At 61.9% G+C, this 18,020-nt stretch carries 17 protein-coding genes; 11 read left to right on the forward strand and 6 right to left on the reverse strand.

Annotated features, from left to right (window positions below):
* Positions 1–50: 50 nt before the first annotated feature.
* Positions 51–737: a 16S rRNA (guanine(527)-N(7))-methyltransferase RsmG gene (rsmG, locus tag ACZI8Q_RS16795; RefSeq protein ID WP_463374704.1), complete on the reverse strand. Its 687-nt coding sequence runs from the start codon at positions 735–737 to the stop codon at positions 51–53.
* A gap of 928 nt (positions 738–1,665) precedes the next feature.
* Between rsmG and ACZI8Q_RS16800 the strand changes: the two genes are divergently transcribed.
* Both ACZI8Q_RS16800 and ACZI8Q_RS16805 read left to right on the forward strand, forming a co-directional pair.
* Positions 1,666–1,998, forward strand: a complete 333-nt coding sequence (locus ACZI8Q_RS16800) for a hypothetical protein (RefSeq protein ID WP_463374705.1) — start codon at positions 1,666–1,668, stop codon at positions 1,996–1,998.
* 234 nt (positions 1,999–2,232) lie between these two features.
* Positions 2,233–2,571 (forward strand): hypothetical protein, encoded by a 339-nt coding sequence (locus tag ACZI8Q_RS16805; RefSeq protein WP_463374706.1) that lies wholly within the window; start codon positions 2,233–2,235, stop codon positions 2,569–2,571.
* 439 nt (positions 2,572–3,010) lie between these two features.
* Here ACZI8Q_RS16805 and ACZI8Q_RS16810 read toward each other — a convergent pair whose 3' ends face one another.
* Genes ACZI8Q_RS16810 through rpmH form a run of 5 tightly spaced genes read right to left on the reverse strand, consistent with a single transcriptional unit; the run spans position 3,011 to position 5,590 of the window.
* The gene (locus tag ACZI8Q_RS16810) at positions 3,011–3,541 is read right to left on the reverse strand and encodes a Jag family protein (protein WP_463374707.1); all 531 of its coding nucleotides are present in this window, start codon (positions 3,539–3,541) and stop codon (positions 3,011–3,013) included.
* A 20-nt stretch (positions 3,542–3,561) separates the two neighbouring features.
* Positions 3,562–4,710, reverse strand: coding sequence for a membrane protein insertase YidC (yidC, locus tag ACZI8Q_RS16815; protein WP_463374709.1), 1,149 nt, complete (start codon positions 4,708–4,710; stop codon positions 3,562–3,564).
* 4 nt (positions 4,711–4,714) lie between these two features.
* Positions 4,715–5,032, reverse strand: coding sequence for a membrane protein insertion efficiency factor YidD (yidD, locus tag ACZI8Q_RS16820; protein ID WP_463374710.1), 318 nt, complete (start codon positions 5,030–5,032; stop codon positions 4,715–4,717).
* Between the two features lie 18 nt (positions 5,033–5,050).
* Complete coding sequence (gene rnpA, locus ACZI8Q_RS16825) at positions 5,051–5,419, reverse strand: ribonuclease P protein component (RefSeq protein WP_463374711.1); 369 nt, start codon at positions 5,417–5,419, stop codon at positions 5,051–5,053.
* A 27-nt stretch (positions 5,420–5,446) separates the two neighbouring features.
* Positions 5,447–5,590: a 50S ribosomal protein L34 gene (rpmH, locus tag ACZI8Q_RS16830; RefSeq protein WP_077116220.1), complete on the reverse strand. Its 144-nt coding sequence runs from the start codon at positions 5,588–5,590 to the stop codon at positions 5,447–5,449.
* Between the two features lie 713 nt (positions 5,591–6,303).
* Between rpmH and dnaA the strand changes: the two genes are divergently transcribed.
* From dnaA to gyrB, 9 genes are all read left to right on the forward strand, one after another.
* Positions 6,304–8,010: a chromosomal replication initiator protein DnaA gene (gene dnaA, locus ACZI8Q_RS16835; RefSeq protein ID WP_463374712.1), complete on the forward strand. Its 1,707-nt coding sequence runs from the start codon at positions 6,304–6,306 to the stop codon at positions 8,008–8,010.
* Between the two features lie 576 nt (positions 8,011–8,586).
* Positions 8,587–9,771, forward strand: a complete 1,185-nt coding sequence (gene dnaN / locus ACZI8Q_RS16840) for a DNA polymerase III subunit beta (protein WP_463374713.1) — start codon at positions 8,587–8,589, stop codon at positions 9,769–9,771.
* Between the two features lie 58 nt (positions 9,772–9,829).
* A complete protein-coding gene (gene gnd / locus ACZI8Q_RS16845; RefSeq protein ID WP_463374714.1) occupies positions 9,830–10,717 on the forward strand; it encodes a phosphogluconate dehydrogenase (NAD(+)-dependent, decarboxylating) in 888 nt (295 codons plus the stop codon).
* A 10-nt stretch (positions 10,718–10,727) separates the two neighbouring features.
* Positions 10,728–11,972: a DNA replication/repair protein RecF gene (gene recF / locus ACZI8Q_RS16850; protein WP_463374715.1), complete on the forward strand. Its 1,245-nt coding sequence runs from the start codon at positions 10,728–10,730 to the stop codon at positions 11,970–11,972.
* A complete protein-coding gene (locus ACZI8Q_RS16855; protein WP_463374716.1) occupies positions 11,962–12,507 on the forward strand; it encodes a DUF721 family protein in 546 nt (181 codons plus the stop codon). The genes recF and ACZI8Q_RS16855 overlap by 11 nt, the downstream gene beginning before the upstream one ends.
* Before the next feature lie 100 nt (positions 12,508–12,607).
* Positions 12,608–13,522: a metal-dependent hydrolase gene (locus ACZI8Q_RS16860; RefSeq protein WP_463374717.1), complete on the forward strand. Its 915-nt coding sequence runs from the start codon at positions 12,608–12,610 to the stop codon at positions 13,520–13,522.
* Positions 13,519–14,649: a PDR/VanB family oxidoreductase gene (locus tag ACZI8Q_RS16865; RefSeq protein WP_463374718.1), complete on the forward strand. Its 1,131-nt coding sequence runs from the start codon at positions 13,519–13,521 to the stop codon at positions 14,647–14,649. Before ACZI8Q_RS16860 ends, ACZI8Q_RS16865 begins: the two co-directional genes overlap by 4 nt.
* Positions 14,650–14,672: 23 nt before the next feature.
* A complete protein-coding gene (locus ACZI8Q_RS16870) occupies positions 14,673–15,557 on the forward strand; it encodes an alpha/beta fold hydrolase (RefSeq protein WP_463374719.1) in 885 nt (294 codons plus the stop codon).
* A 216-nt stretch (positions 15,558–15,773) separates the two neighbouring features.
* Positions 15,774–17,819, forward strand: coding sequence for a DNA topoisomerase (ATP-hydrolyzing) subunit B (gene gyrB / locus ACZI8Q_RS16875; protein WP_463374720.1), 2,046 nt, complete (start codon positions 15,774–15,776; stop codon positions 17,817–17,819).
* Positions 17,820–18,020 lie beyond the last annotated feature (201 nt).

An 18,020-nucleotide genomic window follows, 5' to 3' on the forward strand; every position in this document is an offset into this window, starting at 1 on the left:
TGGAAAACATTGGCCGCTCTGCATCCGCACAGTGCCTTCTCGATGGCAACTCATCGACGTCGCCCACGTCGTCGTGGAAGGCGTTCGGCACGCACCACAACGGTAGCCGTTGGAAGTAGATCGCCCCCGCACTCGACCACGTCCACCTTGCCAGCACCCAGACGCGTAAGGGAAGCACGGTCACGAGAAATCTCTTCCGCGGCGCTGGAACCTTTCAACGCAAGCATTCTTCCATGCTCGTGAACCAGGGGGAGTGACCATCTCGCCAACTTTTCCAGCGGAGCGACCGCGCGTGATGTCACTACATCTGCGCCGCCAACCTCCTTGAGAACGCCCGACTCTTCCGCACGTCCACGCACCACCAGAACGTCCAACCCATTCGTCTCCACGAACTCGGCCAAGTAGACCGATCGCCGAAGAAGTGGCTCGACCAATGCAACCCGTAGATCCGGGCGGGCAATGGCGAGGGGGATGCCAGGGAGGCCGGCCCCGCTACCGACGTCGACTACTGACTCACCCTCGGTAATCAGTTCGCCGAGCACGGCACAGTTGAGAATGTGTCGTTCCCACAGTCGGGGGACCTCACGCGGCCCGATCAGTCCGCGCTCCACACCGTCCGTTGCCAGCGAGTGATAGTAGCGTTCCGCGATGTCGAAGCGGTCGCCGAACACCGTCCGAGCCGTCGCGAAGCTATCCCATTGAGTCGGCTCTACGCCATTCGGTTCCACGTGAAACATCCTCCGTGAACATCGCGAAATCAACAAACCAGATGCTGTTCATTATCCGCCTCCATGCTCAGAATATTCGGGTATCCCCGGCGAGTCGGGTGTGCGTCATCCCTCATAGCCCAAGAATTCCGCAGCGGGGGAGGGGAGGGGCTGACACGAAACGGGATCCCGTGTTTCACGTGGAACAAGAATGCGGAATATTTGCTGTCACAGTGACAAAACGGGTGCGGGTGATTGTCCATCCCTCAACAGTTCCACTTCGGGTATCTCGGCAACGTGGCGAGCCTCTCACGGAACGTGTTCAGGATCGAGAATCGGCGTCGGCCATTCGCGACGTTTCACGTGAAACACGAAGCCCTGCCGCCGTGGTCGCCACTTGAGGACTCAGGTTCGTGGCGGAACGACATCCAACTATCGAACCCTACGATTTCGGGTCGCCCTGCCATTTCAGACGACCACATTATACTCTGAGAAGCACTCGGTGAGCCGACCGAGTACCTCATCTCCGATATCGCACAGTTGCGGGTGTATCGCGGGATGGACATGTGAGTCGTGGTTGGCGCCGTGCTCGTTCACGGAAGCCGGCCGTGTTCCCCCCCTCTCGACACTGCATGGAGAACTACATCAGCTGGGCATGGACAGCCGTCGACTCGTTGTCGACGATGTCTCAGGACATCATGGACAGTTCTGGAGCCACTGCCGCCCTATCGCTTGGACGGTAGGTCGATACCGGCATCCACGACGTTGTCGACCCGACGAACCACCTGACTTCGACGGTCCGTTAGGGGTCGAACACCCTCCGCAGTGCGGGGTATACCTACCAGTCTCCGTCACGCCACCGAGCCGTGGCACAAGGTCAGATTCCTGTCTCGGTAACGCTCGCCGGGGCGGATCCGACGAACAGGGCGAGACGAGTGGAGAAGGGATCGCGATGAAAGTGGCACGAATTGGGGCGGCCGGAGCAATCGCCGTTGCCTTGGGAACCATGCTGACGCCGACAGCCGGCGCACAGGACTTCGGCGACTTCGGCCAGTACGGTCCGTGCAGTGAGCGGTTTCGGCTCCCGTGGGAGCCATCGTCACCCACCACGAACGTCGTCGTCAGTCCGTTCGGTAGGGCCGAGATGTATTGCGCTTCATGGCACGGCATCACCCACATCTACCAACTCGACCCGTGGGGCAAGAAGCACAGAATCAACATGGCCACAGTCGATCTGGGGAGTATCAACCCACCACTGGGTTTCTACGTGTGGAATCCGGCGACGTTCTGATCGAACGTGTCAGACCCGCAATAGCGGTGCCGCCTACGGTAGATCCTCGACGGCGACCGATCGAGTGTCTGACGAATGGACATGCCACTCGGTACTGATGACTGTTTTGACGATGCTCCACCACGGGCGTCCGACAATCCGGTTTCACGTGAAACCGAGTCAATCGAGTCCAGTGAAGGTTGCTCCCGCCATCCCTCACTTACCCGGGGCTGCTATTCGATCGAACCAGCAGTCGTGTCCGCGACCGTGCAAGCAGCAAACGGCAAGAAGGTCAACGTCGCCGGCTTCTCCGCCACCCACTCGATCTCTCGAACAACGGCGGTGCTCGAAACTCTCGGATTCGATCCGTTCCCGTCCCGGGCGACGGTGTACCGGATCCTCCTCGATCACAGCCAGATCGTCGCGCAGCCGCTGAAACGCCCCAAAACCAGTCGGCTCGAATATGCCGACCCAGTCGGGTCGTGGCAGATCGACTGCAGGAATACGACCGGTCCACAGCAAAAAGGTCTGCATCCTGCAGACAGTCGACGCCCATCTCCGGTTGGACGTCGGCACGTTCGCCGCGGTCAGTAAGAACGGGGCCTAAGGCTGGCAGGCTCTCGAACCAACCTCGAACTCGGTCAGGATTCGCGGGCAGGCTCACACATCGACATCCTCGAGTTCGACGGATATTCGATTTCCCTCGGCCGATCGGTAGGATTTCAACCACCCGCCACACGGTCCCATGAAGTCCTGACACAGCACATCGCTAGTCACCGAGGACCGGCTCTATAAACATCACAGTGACAAATCATCCATGGGTATTCCATTGGTCTTTGGATATGCCAAATATGGGCAAAGTGGAACACCAACTTCAACTTCATCGCGCTGGCTTGGTAAGTGGGGGAGGGAAGCGGGCGCCAGTTTCACGTGAAACAACGGATGCCTCGCGCAAGGGTTTCAAACGAGCGCTCAGACAAAGAAGTGGGACCCCGGAAGTATCCAGGGTCCCCACATTCTCAGTTGCGTGATGTCAGTCTTTGACTACCACCACGTACCGGGACGGCTCCGCGCCTTCACTCTCGCTCGACACTCCGTCGACAGCCGCAACTGCATCGTGCACGATCTTGCGTTCGAACGGGGTCATCGGACGTAGCGCCTCCCGCTCACCGCTGTCGAGAACGCGCTTCGACGCGGCGGTACCGAGTTCGGTCAGTTCCGAACGAAGATTTGCGCGCCAGCCGGCGATGTCCAGCATCAGTCGGCTACGTTCGCCCGTCGACTGCTGTACAGCCAACCGCGTCAGCTCCTGCAGCGCATCGAGCACCTCACCCTTGCGGCCGACCAGCTTGCTCAGGTCCGCACCGCCGTCGATGCTCACCACGGCCCGATCACCCTCGACGTCGAGGTCGATGTCGCCATCGAAGTCCAGAACATCCAGAAGCTGCTCGAGGTAATCGCCGGCAACCTCACCCTCTTCGATGAGATCGTCGTCGGCGTCCGCATCCGTAACCAACGCGTCGTTCTTGGCTTCTTCTACTGCGGTATCCGGCTCACTTGCCATGAGATTCTCTTCTCCTGAAATCAGCGCCGTTTGCGCTTGTTGGACTTGCCGCGATTCTGCTGGGGACGATTCTGTTTCTGCTTCGCCTGCCCGGAGTTCGGCTTGGGTTTGGGCTTCGGCTTGTCGGAAGCTGCCGACTTGTCGGAGGTCTCGGTACCGGTGGTCTCGGTGGTCTCGGTGGTCTCAGCCGAATCGTTGTCGGACGGCGCAGACGACCCATCCTTCAGCCCGGATGACGGGGCCTGCGCGCCCTTCTTCTTGGCCTTTGATGGACGTGCGCCGGGCTTCGGTGCATTGTCGGCACGTCGTTCGAGTGCCGCAGCCTTCTTCTCTTGTTCCTCAGCATCGATGCGGCGGAACACGATGTGCTGCTGCGCGTACGTCCACACGTTGTTACTGACCCAGTAGAGCAGGATGGCGATGGGGAGGAACGGTCCACCGACGAGTACACCCAGCGGGAACACCCACAGCGCCAGCTTGTTCATGATCGCCGACTGGGGGTTGGCGGCCGCCTCGGGACTCTGGCGAGCAACCGACGCACGAGAGTTGAAGTGGGTGGCGATGCTGGCAATGATCATCAGCGGAATCGCAACCATGGCGATGTTCAGCATGCTCGGAATCGGGCCGTAGTCCGCGAAAGCCTGCAGCTGTTCCGACGGCATCGTGATGAACGCCGAGATCGGAGCTCCGAAGAGTCGTGCACTCAGGAACGACTGAACGTCGTCGACACCGAAGAAGTAGTTGGGGGTGTTGGCGTTCTCCTCCACCGACATGCCCAGCTGGCCGAATCCGGTACCGGTGCGGTTGAACGAACGGAGCACGTGGAACAGACCGATGAACACCGGTGCCTGCGCCAAGACAGGGAGGCAACCCATGATCGGGTTGAAGCCGTGCTCTTTCTGCAGCTTCTGCATCTCGAGGGCTTGACGCTGGCGGTCGTTCGAGTACTTCTTCTGCAGCGCCTTGATCTGGGGCTGCAGTTCCTGCATCTGACGGGTGGTGCGCACCTGCTTGACGAATGGCTTGTAGAGGATTGCACGCAGGGTGAAGACCAGGAACACCACGGAGAGTGCCCAGGCGATTCCGTTGTCGGGCCCGAGGATGAAGCCGAAGGCCTTGTGCCACAGCCAGAGAATTCCGGACACCGGATAGTAAATAATGTCGAGCACGGCTCTATGTACTCCTCTGTTCGTCCACGTTCGCCAGAGCGCTTGGATGGAAACTTATCCGACCGTCTCGGCGGGGCGGGACCGGATCCCACCCACCAGGGTGCCAGGGGGCACACTTCGCCAGGCGGACCACTGTCAAAAACAGGCCCTTGATCGCACCGTGCGTTCTGAGTGCCTCGACCGCGTACTCACTGCACGTGGGCATGAATCTGCAGGTAGGCAGCCTCAGAGGAGACACATAGGTGCGGTAGAGCTCGATCCCGAAGATCAGCACGCGCGCCGGAACCGTCCGAAGGGACGAAAGATCGGGTGCGCTGTTCATACTGATGTACCCACGGATTCATCTCACGTGCTCGAGAAGGTTCATTCGGCGCAACACGCCGCGAACCTGTTGGTCCAACTCATGGCTGTCGGCCTTCGCAGCACCGGGAAGTGCGCGAATCACGACATCTGTTCCATCCGGCACGCTGTGCACCAAGTCCACGCAGATATGACGAAGCCGGCGTGCGACTCGATGTCGAATCACCGCCGGCCCGACAGCCTTACTCACAACCAGTCCGAATCTGGGACCACCGGTTCTCACCAACTCACCTGTGCGAGCGTGATCGAATGCGTGCACGACGACGTCGCGTCTACCGCTCCTTCGACCGCGCTTGACCGTCAGCGAGAAATCAGAGTGCCGACGCAGGCGGTTCGGCTCAGGCAACATCCCGAGCTCCCGATCCCAGCATCGGAATCAGGCGGTGAGAGATGCGCGGCCCTTACGACGACGCGACGAAACGATTGCACGACCCGCGCGGGTCCGCATACGAAGACGGAAGCCGTGAACGCGCGCGCGGCGTCGGTTGTTCGGCTGGAACGTCCGCTTGCCCTTGGCCACGGTCAACACTCCTCGAAGTTCATCGACGCCTCCCGGCGTCATGGATCTAGCGATTACGAAAAACTACTTACCCAACAGTGCAGAGGTCCGATCCGACTCCGGCATCAAGCCAGCACGAACCGGTCACCTCACCAGAGGGTGACTGTTCGAGAGTACTGATCGCACCCTGGCAGGTCAAACTCGTTCACCGGCGAATTCGCACCGTATCGGCAGTTGACGACAGTACCCGACACGCCGATTTCCTACGAATGCTTGCACTGAGCGCCCGAGTGTGCCAAACCGCTGTGAAGTTCCCGACACCTTGCCGGCGTTATCCGCATCGCCACGCCGATGATCCGGATCGGGTGCCTCCGCCTCGATTTCACCGTTCTCATCTGCCCATACGTTTCGATTCATCCACAGGGTTGCGCCGATACCCGATTCTCGCCACTCCAGAGCGATACTGAGAGAAATTTCTCCGGGGGTCGAAGCCGTATCCGCTGCCGTCGATCCCCATCCTCTCTCCTGTTTTCGCAGGTAGAGCACTCAAGCATCAAGCAGGTCCTGCGTACAGTTCTCCGCTTCGATGCCGAGAGCCCCGTTTGTCCACATCTGTGGATAATTGTGTGGAAACACTGATCAGATGGCATATTCTCGTATGCCGGTACGGGGTCGATCCCGCACCGTGAACCCCGGACGGTCATCCGGGAACGAACCCACGGGAGAGGAACTACGTGAACGAAGATCCGAATGCGCTGGCACGGGTCTGGGTCGACGTCGTCGCAGAACTCACGTCTTCCAACCCCGGGGGAGATCTCCCGCCGCTGAGCCGTGGGCAGAAGGCCTGGCTCGCGTTGGTGAAACCGCTCACACTGACGCAGGGGTTCGCGCTGCTGTCCGTTCCGTCGTCGTTCGCCCAGGAGGCGATCGAGCGTGACCTTCGCGAACCGATCCTCCATGTACTCGGCCGTCATCTGGGCGAACAAGTGGAAGGCCTCGGTGTGCGCATTGCGGCCGCCCCTGCCGAACCGGAACCCGAACAGACCACCCCGGAACCTACCGAGGTTCGGGCGCGGTCCAACGATTCCGCCTACCCGGACGACACCGACACAGGTCGGCGACGGCGACTCGAGCCAACAGTCCCGAATTCCGACCCCTATTCCCGCCGGTCGTTCTCGGATTCCCCCTACTCCGAGACTCCTCAGTACGGTGGCCCGCGCTATTCGGATTCCGCCTACTCCGCCCCCAGCTATCCAGAGCCCGCCTACGCGGACCGACAAGGCGCCGACAGCGACCTGTCCGACTCCGAAGAGGTCGACGACGACAGCGAAGCACTCGCGAGTGTTCACGAATCGTGGCCGTCGTACTTCACCAGGCCGCCGAGTGGTCCGAGCCCCAACTCGACCGGGGCCGCCAGCCTCAACGCGAAGTACACCTTCGACACCTTCGTGATCGGATCGTCGAACCGGTTCGCACACGCAGCCGCCGTCGCCATCGCCGAGGCACCCGCACGCGCCTACAACCCGTTGTTCGTGTGGGGCGCGTCCGGCCTCGGTAAAACGCACCTGCTGCACGCAGCCGGCCACTACGCACAGCGACTGTTTCCCGGAATGCGGGTCAAGTACGTGTCCACGGAGGAATTCACCAACGACTTCATCAACAGTCTTCGTGACGACCGCAAGGTGGCGTTCAAGCGCCGCTACCGAGAGACGGACGTGCTGTTGGTCGACGACATCCAGTTCATCGAGGGCAAAGAAGGTATCCAGGAAGAGTTCTTCCACACCTTCAACACACTGCACAACGCGAACAAGCAGATCGTGGTGTCCTCCGACCGGCCGCCGAAGCAGTTGGCAACTCTCGAGGAACGTCTGCGTACGCGCTTCGAGTGGGGTCTCATAACGGACGTTCAGCCTCCCGAACTCGAGACTCGAATCGCCATCCTCAGCAAGAAAGCCCGGATGGATCGACTCGAGGTGCCCTACGACGTCCTCGAGCTGATAGCCAGCCGTATCGAACGCAACATCCGAGAGCTCGAGGGTGCGCTCATTCGTGTGACCGCCTTCGCGTCACTGAACCGACAGCCCCTCGACCTCACGCTGGCCGAGGTGGTTCTCCGCGATCTGATGCCGGATACGGCCACCGTCGAGATCAACGCGGCCACGATCATGGCGGTCACAGCGGAGTACTTCAACATGTCGATCGACGACCTGTGTGGCCCGGGTAAGGCCAGGCCACTCGCACAGGCACGCCAGATCTCCATGTATCTGTGTCGCGAGCTCACCGACCTGTCTCTCCCGAAGATCGGCCAGACGTTCGGCAGAGACCACACCACCGTCATGTACGCCGACAAGAAGATCCGCAAAGAGATGACGGAGCGTCGCAAGATCTACGACCAGGTGCAGGAACTCACCGCTCGGATCAAGCAGCGCTCCAAGCGCTGACAACTCCTCGAGCGGTGCCTCGAGATACCGCTCGAGGCACCGCTCGAGGCACCGCTCGAGATACCGCTCGAGGCCTCTCTCGAGATGGCACTGCCTATCCATCTCTGCGACACACCGCAACGACACGCCGTCGATCGTGCTTGAAAAAAGACACTCACACCTGTGGACAACTGTGGGGATGGGGTGGAATTCCTGTGGACCGCTCGAGGACAAAATTGAACAACCTCGAGTAGTCCACATCCCCCTCGAGTTGGTCCTCGAGTTGGTCCTCGAGTTCTCCCCAAGTCTGCACTCGCGTCGACCTGTGTTTACCGGCCTCGCTCCACAGATTCCACAGGACCTAATAGTACTTCTGAAATCTCTTTCCTAGAACTTCTTTGAAAACAGCGTTGGGGAGCGATCCGGTGCACAGGACGATCCGCCGTCCTCGAGAACGTGCTCGTTCGGCTTTCAAGATCGCGCTCGAGGGCATACCGTTATGCATCGCTGCACTGTGCAAGACTGCTGTGCTGTGGTTGGGCATTCATGCCTGTACACAGCTGACGAATCGTGCCTACCGAGAGGAACACCCCGGCGATGGAGCTTGGAAACCTGAAGTTTCGCGTATCCCGGGAAGAATTCGCCGACTCGGTGGCGTGGGTCGCCCGAAGCCTGCCGTCCCGTCCTCCGGTGCCGGTTCTCGGTGGTGTGCTCCTCGATGCCTCTGAGCAGTTCCTGACGGTTTCCGGGTTCGACTACGAGGTTTCGGCGCAGGTTCGTGTCTCGGCCGAAGTCGCCGACACCGGACAGGTCCTGGTCTCGGGCAAACTTCTCGCGGACATCACCAAGGCGTTGCCGAACAAGCCGGTCGACGTGGTGCTCGACGGCACCAGGGTGTTGATCAACTGCGGTAGTGCCAAGTTCTCCCTGCCGACGATGCCGGTCGAGGACTACCCGCAGCTCCCTTCGTTGCCGCAGCAGACCGGGTCGATTCCCGCAGACTTGTTCTCCGAAGCCATCAGCCAAGTCGCCATCGCGGCCGGCAAGGACGACACCCTGCCGATGCTCACCGGCATTCGCGTGGAAATCGAGAAGACCACCATCGTTCTCGCTGCCACCGACCGATTCCGTCTCGCGGTTCGCGAGATCGAATGGATGCCCACCGCCGACGAGACTTCGGCCGCAGTTCTCGTGCCGGCGAAGACGCTGTCCGAAGCAGCCAAAACTCTTGCTGGAGATGCCAATTCGCCTGTAGAGCTGGCGCTCGGTTCGGGAAGTGCGGTCGGTAACGACGGTCTCCTGGGAATCGTCAACGGCGGACGTCGCACCACGACGCGACTTCTCGACGCCGAGTTCCCCAAGTTCCGTCAGTTGCTCCCGCCGTCGCATACAGCGTTGGCGACCGTGGAGATCGCGTCGTTGACCGAAGCGATCAAGCGTGTCGCCCTCGTCGCCGAGCGTGGTGCGCAGGTGCGGTTGCAGTTCTCCACGGAGGGACTACTTCTTTCCGCTGGTGGCGATGATGCCGGCCGGGCCGAGGAGGGGCTTGACGTGGTCTTCAGAGGCGAACCGCTCACCATCGCGTTCAACCCCGGATACCTCATCGACGGCCTGTCGTCACTGCACGCCGAACAGGTGTTGTTCGGGTTCACGACACCGAGTCGACCAGCGGTTCTGCGACCGGCAACCGAGGAAGAATTCGAGCCGGACGATTCGGGCGCGTTCACCGCACCGGACAGTAATTACACGTATCTGTTGATGCCGGTTCGACTTCCCGGCTGAGCGGAAACCCACGGCTGAGCGAAACCCACGAAAACCCCACGAGCGGACGGAGATCACGGTGCAGATCGGATTGGTCGGACTCGGAAAGATGGGCTTCAACATGCGTGAGCGTCTGCGCGCGCATGATCACGAGGTGGTGGGTTACGATCCCAGGCCCGAGGTGACCGACGTGTCATCGCTCGCCGAACTGGCGGGCGCGCTCGCGGCACCGCGCGTGGTGTGGGTGATGGTTCCCGCCGGCACGATCACACAGGACACCGTCGAGGAGTTGTCCACCGTTCTGGAGTCGGGCGATTTGGTGATCGATGGTGGAAATTCTCGGTATACAGACGACAAGGCGCACGGCGAACTCCTCGCCGAAAAGGGCATCGGCTATCTGGACTGTGGTGTGTCCGGTGGCGTCTGGGGCCTCGAGAACGGCTACGGACTGATGGTCGGTGGCGCCGAATCCGATGTTGCCCGGGCTCTTCCGATCTTCGACGCACTGCGCCCGGAAGGTGAGCGCGCCGACGGATTCGCGCATGCCGGGCCGATCGGAGCCGGCCACTACTCGAAGATGATCCACAACGGTATCGAGTACGGCCTGATGCAAGCGTATGCGGAGGGCTACGAACTGCTCGCCGCGGAAGATCTCGTCACCGACGTGCGCGGTGTGCTCCGGGCGTGGACGAAGGGCACGGTTGTCCGCTCGTGGCTTCTGGATCTGCTGGTGAAGGCACTGGAGGAGGACCCGCATTTCGACGCGATCTCCGGGTACACCGAGGATTCCGGCGAGGGTCGGTGGACGGTTCACGAGGCGATCGACCATGCGGTTCCGGCACCGGTCATCAGTGCTGCACTGTTCGCGCGTTTCGGTTCCCGCCAGGAGGATTCGCCGGCGATGAAGGCTGTGTCGGCTCTGCGTAATCAGTTCGGTGGGCACGCCGTCAAACCTGCGGACGACTGACGGGTCATAGGTGTTCGTTCGCGCACTCTCGCTCCGGGATTTTCGGTCGTGGGACACGTTGGGTATCGACCTGGGCCCAGGATGCACCGTGTTCGTCGGCCCCAACGGTCATGGGAAGACCAACATCCTCGAGTCGTTGGGGTATCTGTCCACGCTGTCGTCGCATCGGGTGTCCTCGGATGCGCCGATGATTCGCATCGGACGGTCCCAGGCTTTCGCTTCCGCGACGGTGGTCAATGCCGGTCGTGAGTTGTCGGTGGATCTCGAGTTCCATGACGGAAAGTCCAACCGGGGACGGATCAATCAGTCTCCGACGCGGCGACCGCGGGAGATTCTCGGGATTTTGCAGACTGTGATGTTCGCGCCCGAGGATCTGTCTCTGGTCCGGGGTGACCCGGGTGATCGGCGGCGTTTTCTCGACGAGTTGTCGTCCACGCGGCGTCCCCGTATGGCGGCCGTGCGCGCGGATTACGACAAGGTGCTGCGTCAGCGATCCGCTCTGCTCAAGACGGCAGGTGGGGCATTGCGGCGCGGGACACGGTCGCAGGAGGGCGCGAGCGCGCTCGCCACGTTGGACGTGTGGGACTCTCACCTGGCCACTCACGGTGCACAGCTACTGGCCGGACGGCTGGCACTGATTCACGAACTAGCACCCTATGTTTCGGACTCGTACCGTTCGTTGGCGCCCACGTCTCGGGCCGCTCGCATCCGCTATCGGTCGAGTCTCGGGGACTCTCTGCCGCCCGAATATCGCGATCCGGAGCGGGCGCCGGAGCCCGACGACCACGTTTTCCTTCGGGAGCAGTTCGTGAACGAGCTGTCGGCAATGCGGTCGCGGGAGATCGAGCGCGGGGTGTGCCTGGTGGGTCCGCACCGTGACGACCTGGAGTTGGAATTGGGGGACGCTCCCGCGAAGGGGTTCGCCAGTCACGGCGAATCGTGGTCGTTCGCGTTGTCGTTGCGGCTCGGTGCGTTCTCGCTGCTGCGGTCCGACGGCACCGACCCGGTGCTGATGCTCGACGATGTTTTCGCGGAGTTGGACCGGTTCCGGCGGAAGGCATTGGCCGAGGTGGCAACGTCGGCCGAGCAGGTCCTGATCACTGCCGCGGTTCCGGAGGACATCCCCGAGGACTTGCGCGCCACCCGCTTCGGGGTGCAAGCGCATGACAGTGCCGACGGTCGCGTCTCGCGTGTTACCCCAGAATATGTGACTTCAGACCGCACGACTCCAGGGGAGGTCTCGCGTGACGAGTGAGAACCCGGACGTACCGGACCAGGAACTGAAGGGTGTCGATCTGGCCCGCAGAGCTCTCGAGGAGGCTCGTGCTGCCGCGAAGGCCAGCGGACGGTCGGTGGGGCAGGGGCGCCGTTCCGGCGGCATTCGTGCACTCCGTTCCCGGCGCCGTCGAGGCTGGTCCGGAGCAGGACCGGACGATCGGGATCCCCAGCCGCTCGGCGCATTGGCGAATGCGATTTCCAAGCAGCGCGGCTGGACCGGGCACGTGTCCGAGGGAACGGTCATCGGCCGGTGGGCACAGGTGGTCGGAGAGGACATTGCCGCTCACGCCGAACCGACGAGTTTGCGCGACGGCGTGCTGAGCATCTCGGCCGAGTCGACCGCGTGGGCCACTCAATTGCGCATGATGCAGTCGAACATCCTGGCCAAGATCGCGGCATCGGTCGGCAACGGTGTCGTGAAGAGCCTGAAGATCACCGGGCCGACCGCACCCAGTTGGCGGAAGGGTGAACGACACATCCGCGGACGAGGCCCTCGGGACACCTACGGGTAGGGCTAGATTTACCTATTACTCAGTGTTACAGTTAACCTGAACGGCAGGGTGAACTGTGTCACACGCAACCCTTCGGACGGCGTGGACGAGGAGTAATGACATGACAGTCTCAACAGGATCGGCGGGATCTGCGCGCGCGAACGAGCCCGATCATCTCGTGTTGCAGGCGCGCAATGTCGAGTTCGACTGGACGAACCTTCCGATGCACTGGATCCCGGGCGATCCGTTCAGCACTCACGTCCTCAACGTGCTGCACCTGCTGCTCCCGGCCGGCGAAGAATGGTTCGTCGATACGTTCAAAGAAGCACTCCCCCTGATCGAAGACGAGCAGTTGCGTGAGGACGTCATCGGATTCATCGGTCAGGAAGCGATGCACGCAAAAGCACACTCGGGCGTGTTGGTTCACCTGAAGGAGAAGGGGCTCGATCCGACGCCCTTCACCGAGCAGATGGACTGGACCTTCGACAAGATCCTGGGGCAGCGACCGCTGACGGGGGGACGCGCGCGCAATCACCTCATCGAACGCCTCGCTCTGGTGGCCGCGATCGAGCACATCACAGCGTTCCTCGGTGATTGGGTTCTCAACGCGGAAGGGCTGGACCGTGCCGGGGTGCATCCGACCATGCTGGACCTGTTGCGCTGGCACGGAGCGGAAGAGGTCGAGCACCGCAGCGTGGCCTACGACGTGATGCGCTATTTCGACAAGCGTGAGCTGCGCAGGATACGAACGCAGATCATCGTGACACCGATGATCGTCTGGCTGTGGGCGCGCGGTACCCGCTACCTCATGCGTCACGACCCCGAACTCATCAATTGGGCACCGCACCGGCGCAAGCCGCACTGGTCGGACTTCTATGCTGCGGGCAAGCGTGGCGTTCTTCCGACGGGGCGGGACCTAGTGGTGCGCATGTCTACCTACTTCACTCGCTCCTATCATCCGAGCAACGAAGGTTCCACCGCACAGGCGGTGCGGTACCTCGCGAGCTCGCCTGCGGCACGAGCGGCGGTGCGATGAACCTCGGAAAAGTCCGTGAGCTACTCACTCCGTTGCCGAGACACCAGGCCCCCCTGGACATCCAGGGCAGGGTCGACAGTGCGGGCAAGCCCCGTTCCGACCGGGCTATGCGGATCACCGAGGCGGTGGCCGACAAGTATCTGAGAGTGTTGTCCGCCTACGAATACGATCCGGCGGACGCCGGACACAATCCGGACACTGCTCTGAATCTCGTTCTCGCGGAGCGCAAGACCGTCGCCGAGGACGACAACGTGGTGCAGTTGAGTTTCCGGTCCGTCGACGGCGCAGATCTTCCTGCCTGGCAACCGGGCTCGCATCTGGACTTTCATCTTCCGTCCGGTCTGAGGCGGCAGTACTCACTGTGCGGTGACCCCGCCGACCGAGACACGTACACCGTTGCGGTCCGTCGGATCGTGGACGGCGGCGGTGGGTCCCTCGAAATGCATGCTCTGACCGTGGGCTCCGAGGTCACGGTGCGCGGACCACGAAACGGATTCCCGTTCGTGGGCATCGGCAGTGCGCTGTTCATCGCCGGTGGTATCGGCATCACTCCGATCCTTGCCATGGTGCGCGCTGCACGAGATCTCGGGATGGATTGGCAGCTCGTCTATTCCGGACGGTCCCGCGAGTCCATGCCGTTCCTCGAGGAGATCGAAAACTTCGAACCGGAGCGTGTGTTCGTGCGGTTGGACGACGAACACGGACTGCCCTCGGCCGCGGATCTCCTCGGCCGTGCCCCGGAAGGCGGAGCGGTCTACTGCTGCGGGCCGACTCCGATGCTCGAGTCCGTGCGGAACCACTTTCCACAGACGCGCTCGACCGCATTGCACTTCGAAAGATTCGGCGAACCACCGGTGGTTGACGGCAAAGAGTTCGAGGTGCAGCTCGTGAGCACCGGTCAGGTTCTGACCGTTCCGGAGGACGAGAGCGCGCTGAATGTGGTGAAGAAGGAGCTGCCCGGCGTCGGATACTCGTGCCGGCAAGGCTTCTGCGGAACGTGCCGGGTGAAAGTCCTCGCCGGAACACCGGATCACCGCGAGACCCGACTCACCACACAGGAACAGGAGAGCGAGATGTTGATCTGCGTCTCCCGAGCCGACGGCGGGCGTCTCGTACTCGACCTCTGAGGGGCTACATGAAGGAACACCTGATGCACACTGCCCATCACACCGTCTCCAACGGGGCGATCGACCTTGCCGTGTTCGAACGCGGCAATCCGAACGGACCCACCGTGGTCATGGTGCACGGTTGGCCCGACACCCACGAATTGTGGACCGGGGTGTCACAGCACCTCGAATCGGCATTCCGGTTGATCTCGTACGACAGTCGCGGAGCTGGTGCCAGCTCGGTTCCGACGTCGGTCGAAGCCTATCGTCTCGAGGCGCTGGCCTCGGATCTCTGCGCCGTGATCGACGCGGTGAGTCCAGGCAGTCCCGTTCACGTTCTTGCACACGACTGGGGTTCGGTCGAGACGTGGGAGGCGGTGTGTGAGCCCGATGCCGCCCGTCGGATCGCCTCCTTCACGTCTGTGTCGGGTCCCAACCTGGACCATCTCGGTTCGTGGATGCGGCGTCGTTTCGCGGAACGCAGGATCGGCGCGCCTCTCGAACAGGCCGTGGCGTCGGCATACACGGTGGCGTTTCAGATCCCCGGTGTGGCGACGCTGCCGCTGAAACTGTGGTTCTCGAAGAACTGGCCGCGTTTCCTGGGATTCTTCGACGGCCTCGACCCTGCATCGGTCCGGCCCGCCGACACGCTGGCGCGGGACATGGTGAACGGTCTGAAGCGATACCGTGCCAATATCCGCCCACGACTGAAGGCGCCGCGTGTTCGTCGCACCACTGTTCCGGTTCAGTTGATCGTGAACGAACGCGACAGAGCCGTGCGTCCTGCGGGGTACGAGGACACTGCACAATGGGTGTCGGACCTGCGGCGATCGGAACTCGATGCCGGTCACTGGTCGCCGATCTCGCATCCGGCGGACATCGCCGAACTGACGGCCAGTTTCGTGACACACCTCGCGAACAGGACGTAATCCCGCCGATTCCGTGTAGGGATTGACCCTCGGTACATCGAAATAGTTCGCCTACGGGGCTCTCAGGGGTGTCGTAGCGCCGCTGTATGTTCGGGGTACCAGTAAGATGATCGTGACATGTAGCGGCATATTGCCGGCACCGTGACCACTGCGGCCCCGTGGGGCCGGCTCGTCGGCTGTGCCGACGATCGGACGTAGAAGGAGGGCTACCCACCCGTGGCTGCCCAGAAGTCAGAGAAGAGCACGTCCAAGAAGGATTACGATGCTTCGTCGATCACCGTTCTCGAGGGCCTCGAAGCGGTCCGGAAGCGTCCCGGTATGTACATCGGTTCCACCGGGGAACGTGGTCTGCATCATCTGATCTGGGAAGTTGTCGACAACTCGGTCGACGAGGCGATGGCCGGGTACGCCAGCAAAGTCGACGTCACCATTCTCGAGGACGGCGGAATTCAGGTCGTCGACGACGGACGCGGCATTCCCGTCGGCATGCACGCCTCCGGTGCACCCACCGTCGAGGTCGTGCTGACGCAGTTGCACGCCGGTGGCAAGTTCGACTCCGATTCGTATGCGGTGTCCGGTGGTCTGCACGGTGTCGGTATCTCCGTGGTGAACGCGCTGTCGTCCAAGCTCGAGGTCGACATCAACGTCGACGGATACGCCTGGAGCCAGACCTACACCGAGTCCAAGCCCGGAGAACTCGTCCAGGGGGCGGAGACCAAGGAAACCGGTACCACCGTCCGCTTCTGGGCCGACGACACCATTTTCGAGACCACGGATTACAACTTCGAGACGGTGGCTCGGCGCCTGCAGGAGATGGCCTTCCTGAACAAGGGACTCACCATCACGCTGACGGACGAGCGGGTCGCCCCCGAAGAGGTGACCGACGAAGCCGTCAGTCAGGTCGCGGAGGCCCCGAAGACTGCGGAGGAAGAGGACGCCGAGGCGGCGGCGCCGGCAGTGCACAAGGTCAAGACCCGCGTCTACCACTACCCGGGCGGGCTCGAGGACTACGTTCGCCACATCAACCGCACGAAGCAGCCGATCCACAATTCGGTCGTCGGGTTCACGGCCAAGGGCACCGGGCACGAGCTCGAGATCGCCATGCAGTGGAATGCGGGCTACTCGGAGTCGGTGCACACGTTCGCGAACACCATCAATACGCATGAGGGTGGTACGCACGAGGAGGGCTTCCGCTCGGCGTTGACGGCGACGGTCAACAAGTACGCGCTCGACAAGAAGTTGCTCAAGGACAAGGACCCGAAGCTCACCGGTGACGACATCCGTGAGGGGCTCGCCGCGATCATCTCGGTGAAGGTCGGCGAACCGCAGTTCGAGGGTCAGACCAAGACGAAGCTCGGCAACACCGAGGTCCGCTCGTTCGTGCAGAAGGCAAGCAACGAACACCTGCAGCACTGGTTCGAAGCCAACCCTGCCGATGCGAAGACCATCGTGCAGAAGGCAGTGTCGTCGGCTCAGGCACGCGTGGCGGCGCGCAAGGCCCGCGAACTGGTTCGCCGCAAGAGCGCCACCGATCTCGGCGGGCTGCCCGGCAAGCTTGCCGACTGCCGGTCGAACGATCCGAGCAAGTCCGAGATCTACATCGTGGAGGGCGACTCCGCAGGTGGCTCGGCGAAGTCCGGCCGCGACTCCATGTACCAGGCGATCCTGCCGCTGCGAGGCAAGATCATCAACGTCGAGAAGGCTCGCATCGACCGCGTCCTCAAGAACAACGAGGTTCAGTCGATCATCACCGCGTTCGGCACCGGCATTCACGACGAGTTCGACATCGCGAAGCTTCGGTACCACAAGATCGTGCTGATGGCCGACGCCGACGTCGACGGACAGCACATCGCAACGCTGCTGCTCACGCTGCTTTTCCGATTCATGCGGCCGCTGGTCGAGCACGGTCACGTGTACTTGGCGCAGCCGCCGCTGTACAAGCTGAAGTGGCAGCGCGGCGCCGACCCCGAATTCGCGTACTCCGACCGTGAGCGCGATGCCCTGGTCAAGGCTGGTCTCGAGGCCGGCAAGAAGATCAACAAGGACGACGGCATCCAGCGCTACAAGGGCCTCGGCGAGATGAACGCCAAGGAACTGTGGGAGACCACGATGGATCCGGAGGTTCGCGTGCTTCGCCTGGTCACTCTCGACGATGCCGCAGCGGCAGACGAGTTGTTCAGCGTCCTCATGGGTGAGGACGTCGAGGCGCGACGTAGCTTCATCACCCGAAACGCGAAGGATGTGCGCTTCCTCGATGTCTGATCGCCAACGGCCCGGTGGCCGCGTAGTTGTTCCGGAATGCGCCGAAACTCATTGAATGTTCATCCAACCTTGGGTGTCGTGACGATCGTGTGTACGGTTATCTGACGCTTGTGTGGCCCGCGTTACTCGTGAGACCAAGGGTGCGGAAGTTACTCCGAAGTAAGTTATTACGGGTTTTTGTGGTAGAACGTCACCATACGA

It is taken from the genome of Rhodococcus quanlei (assembly GCF_055231015.1).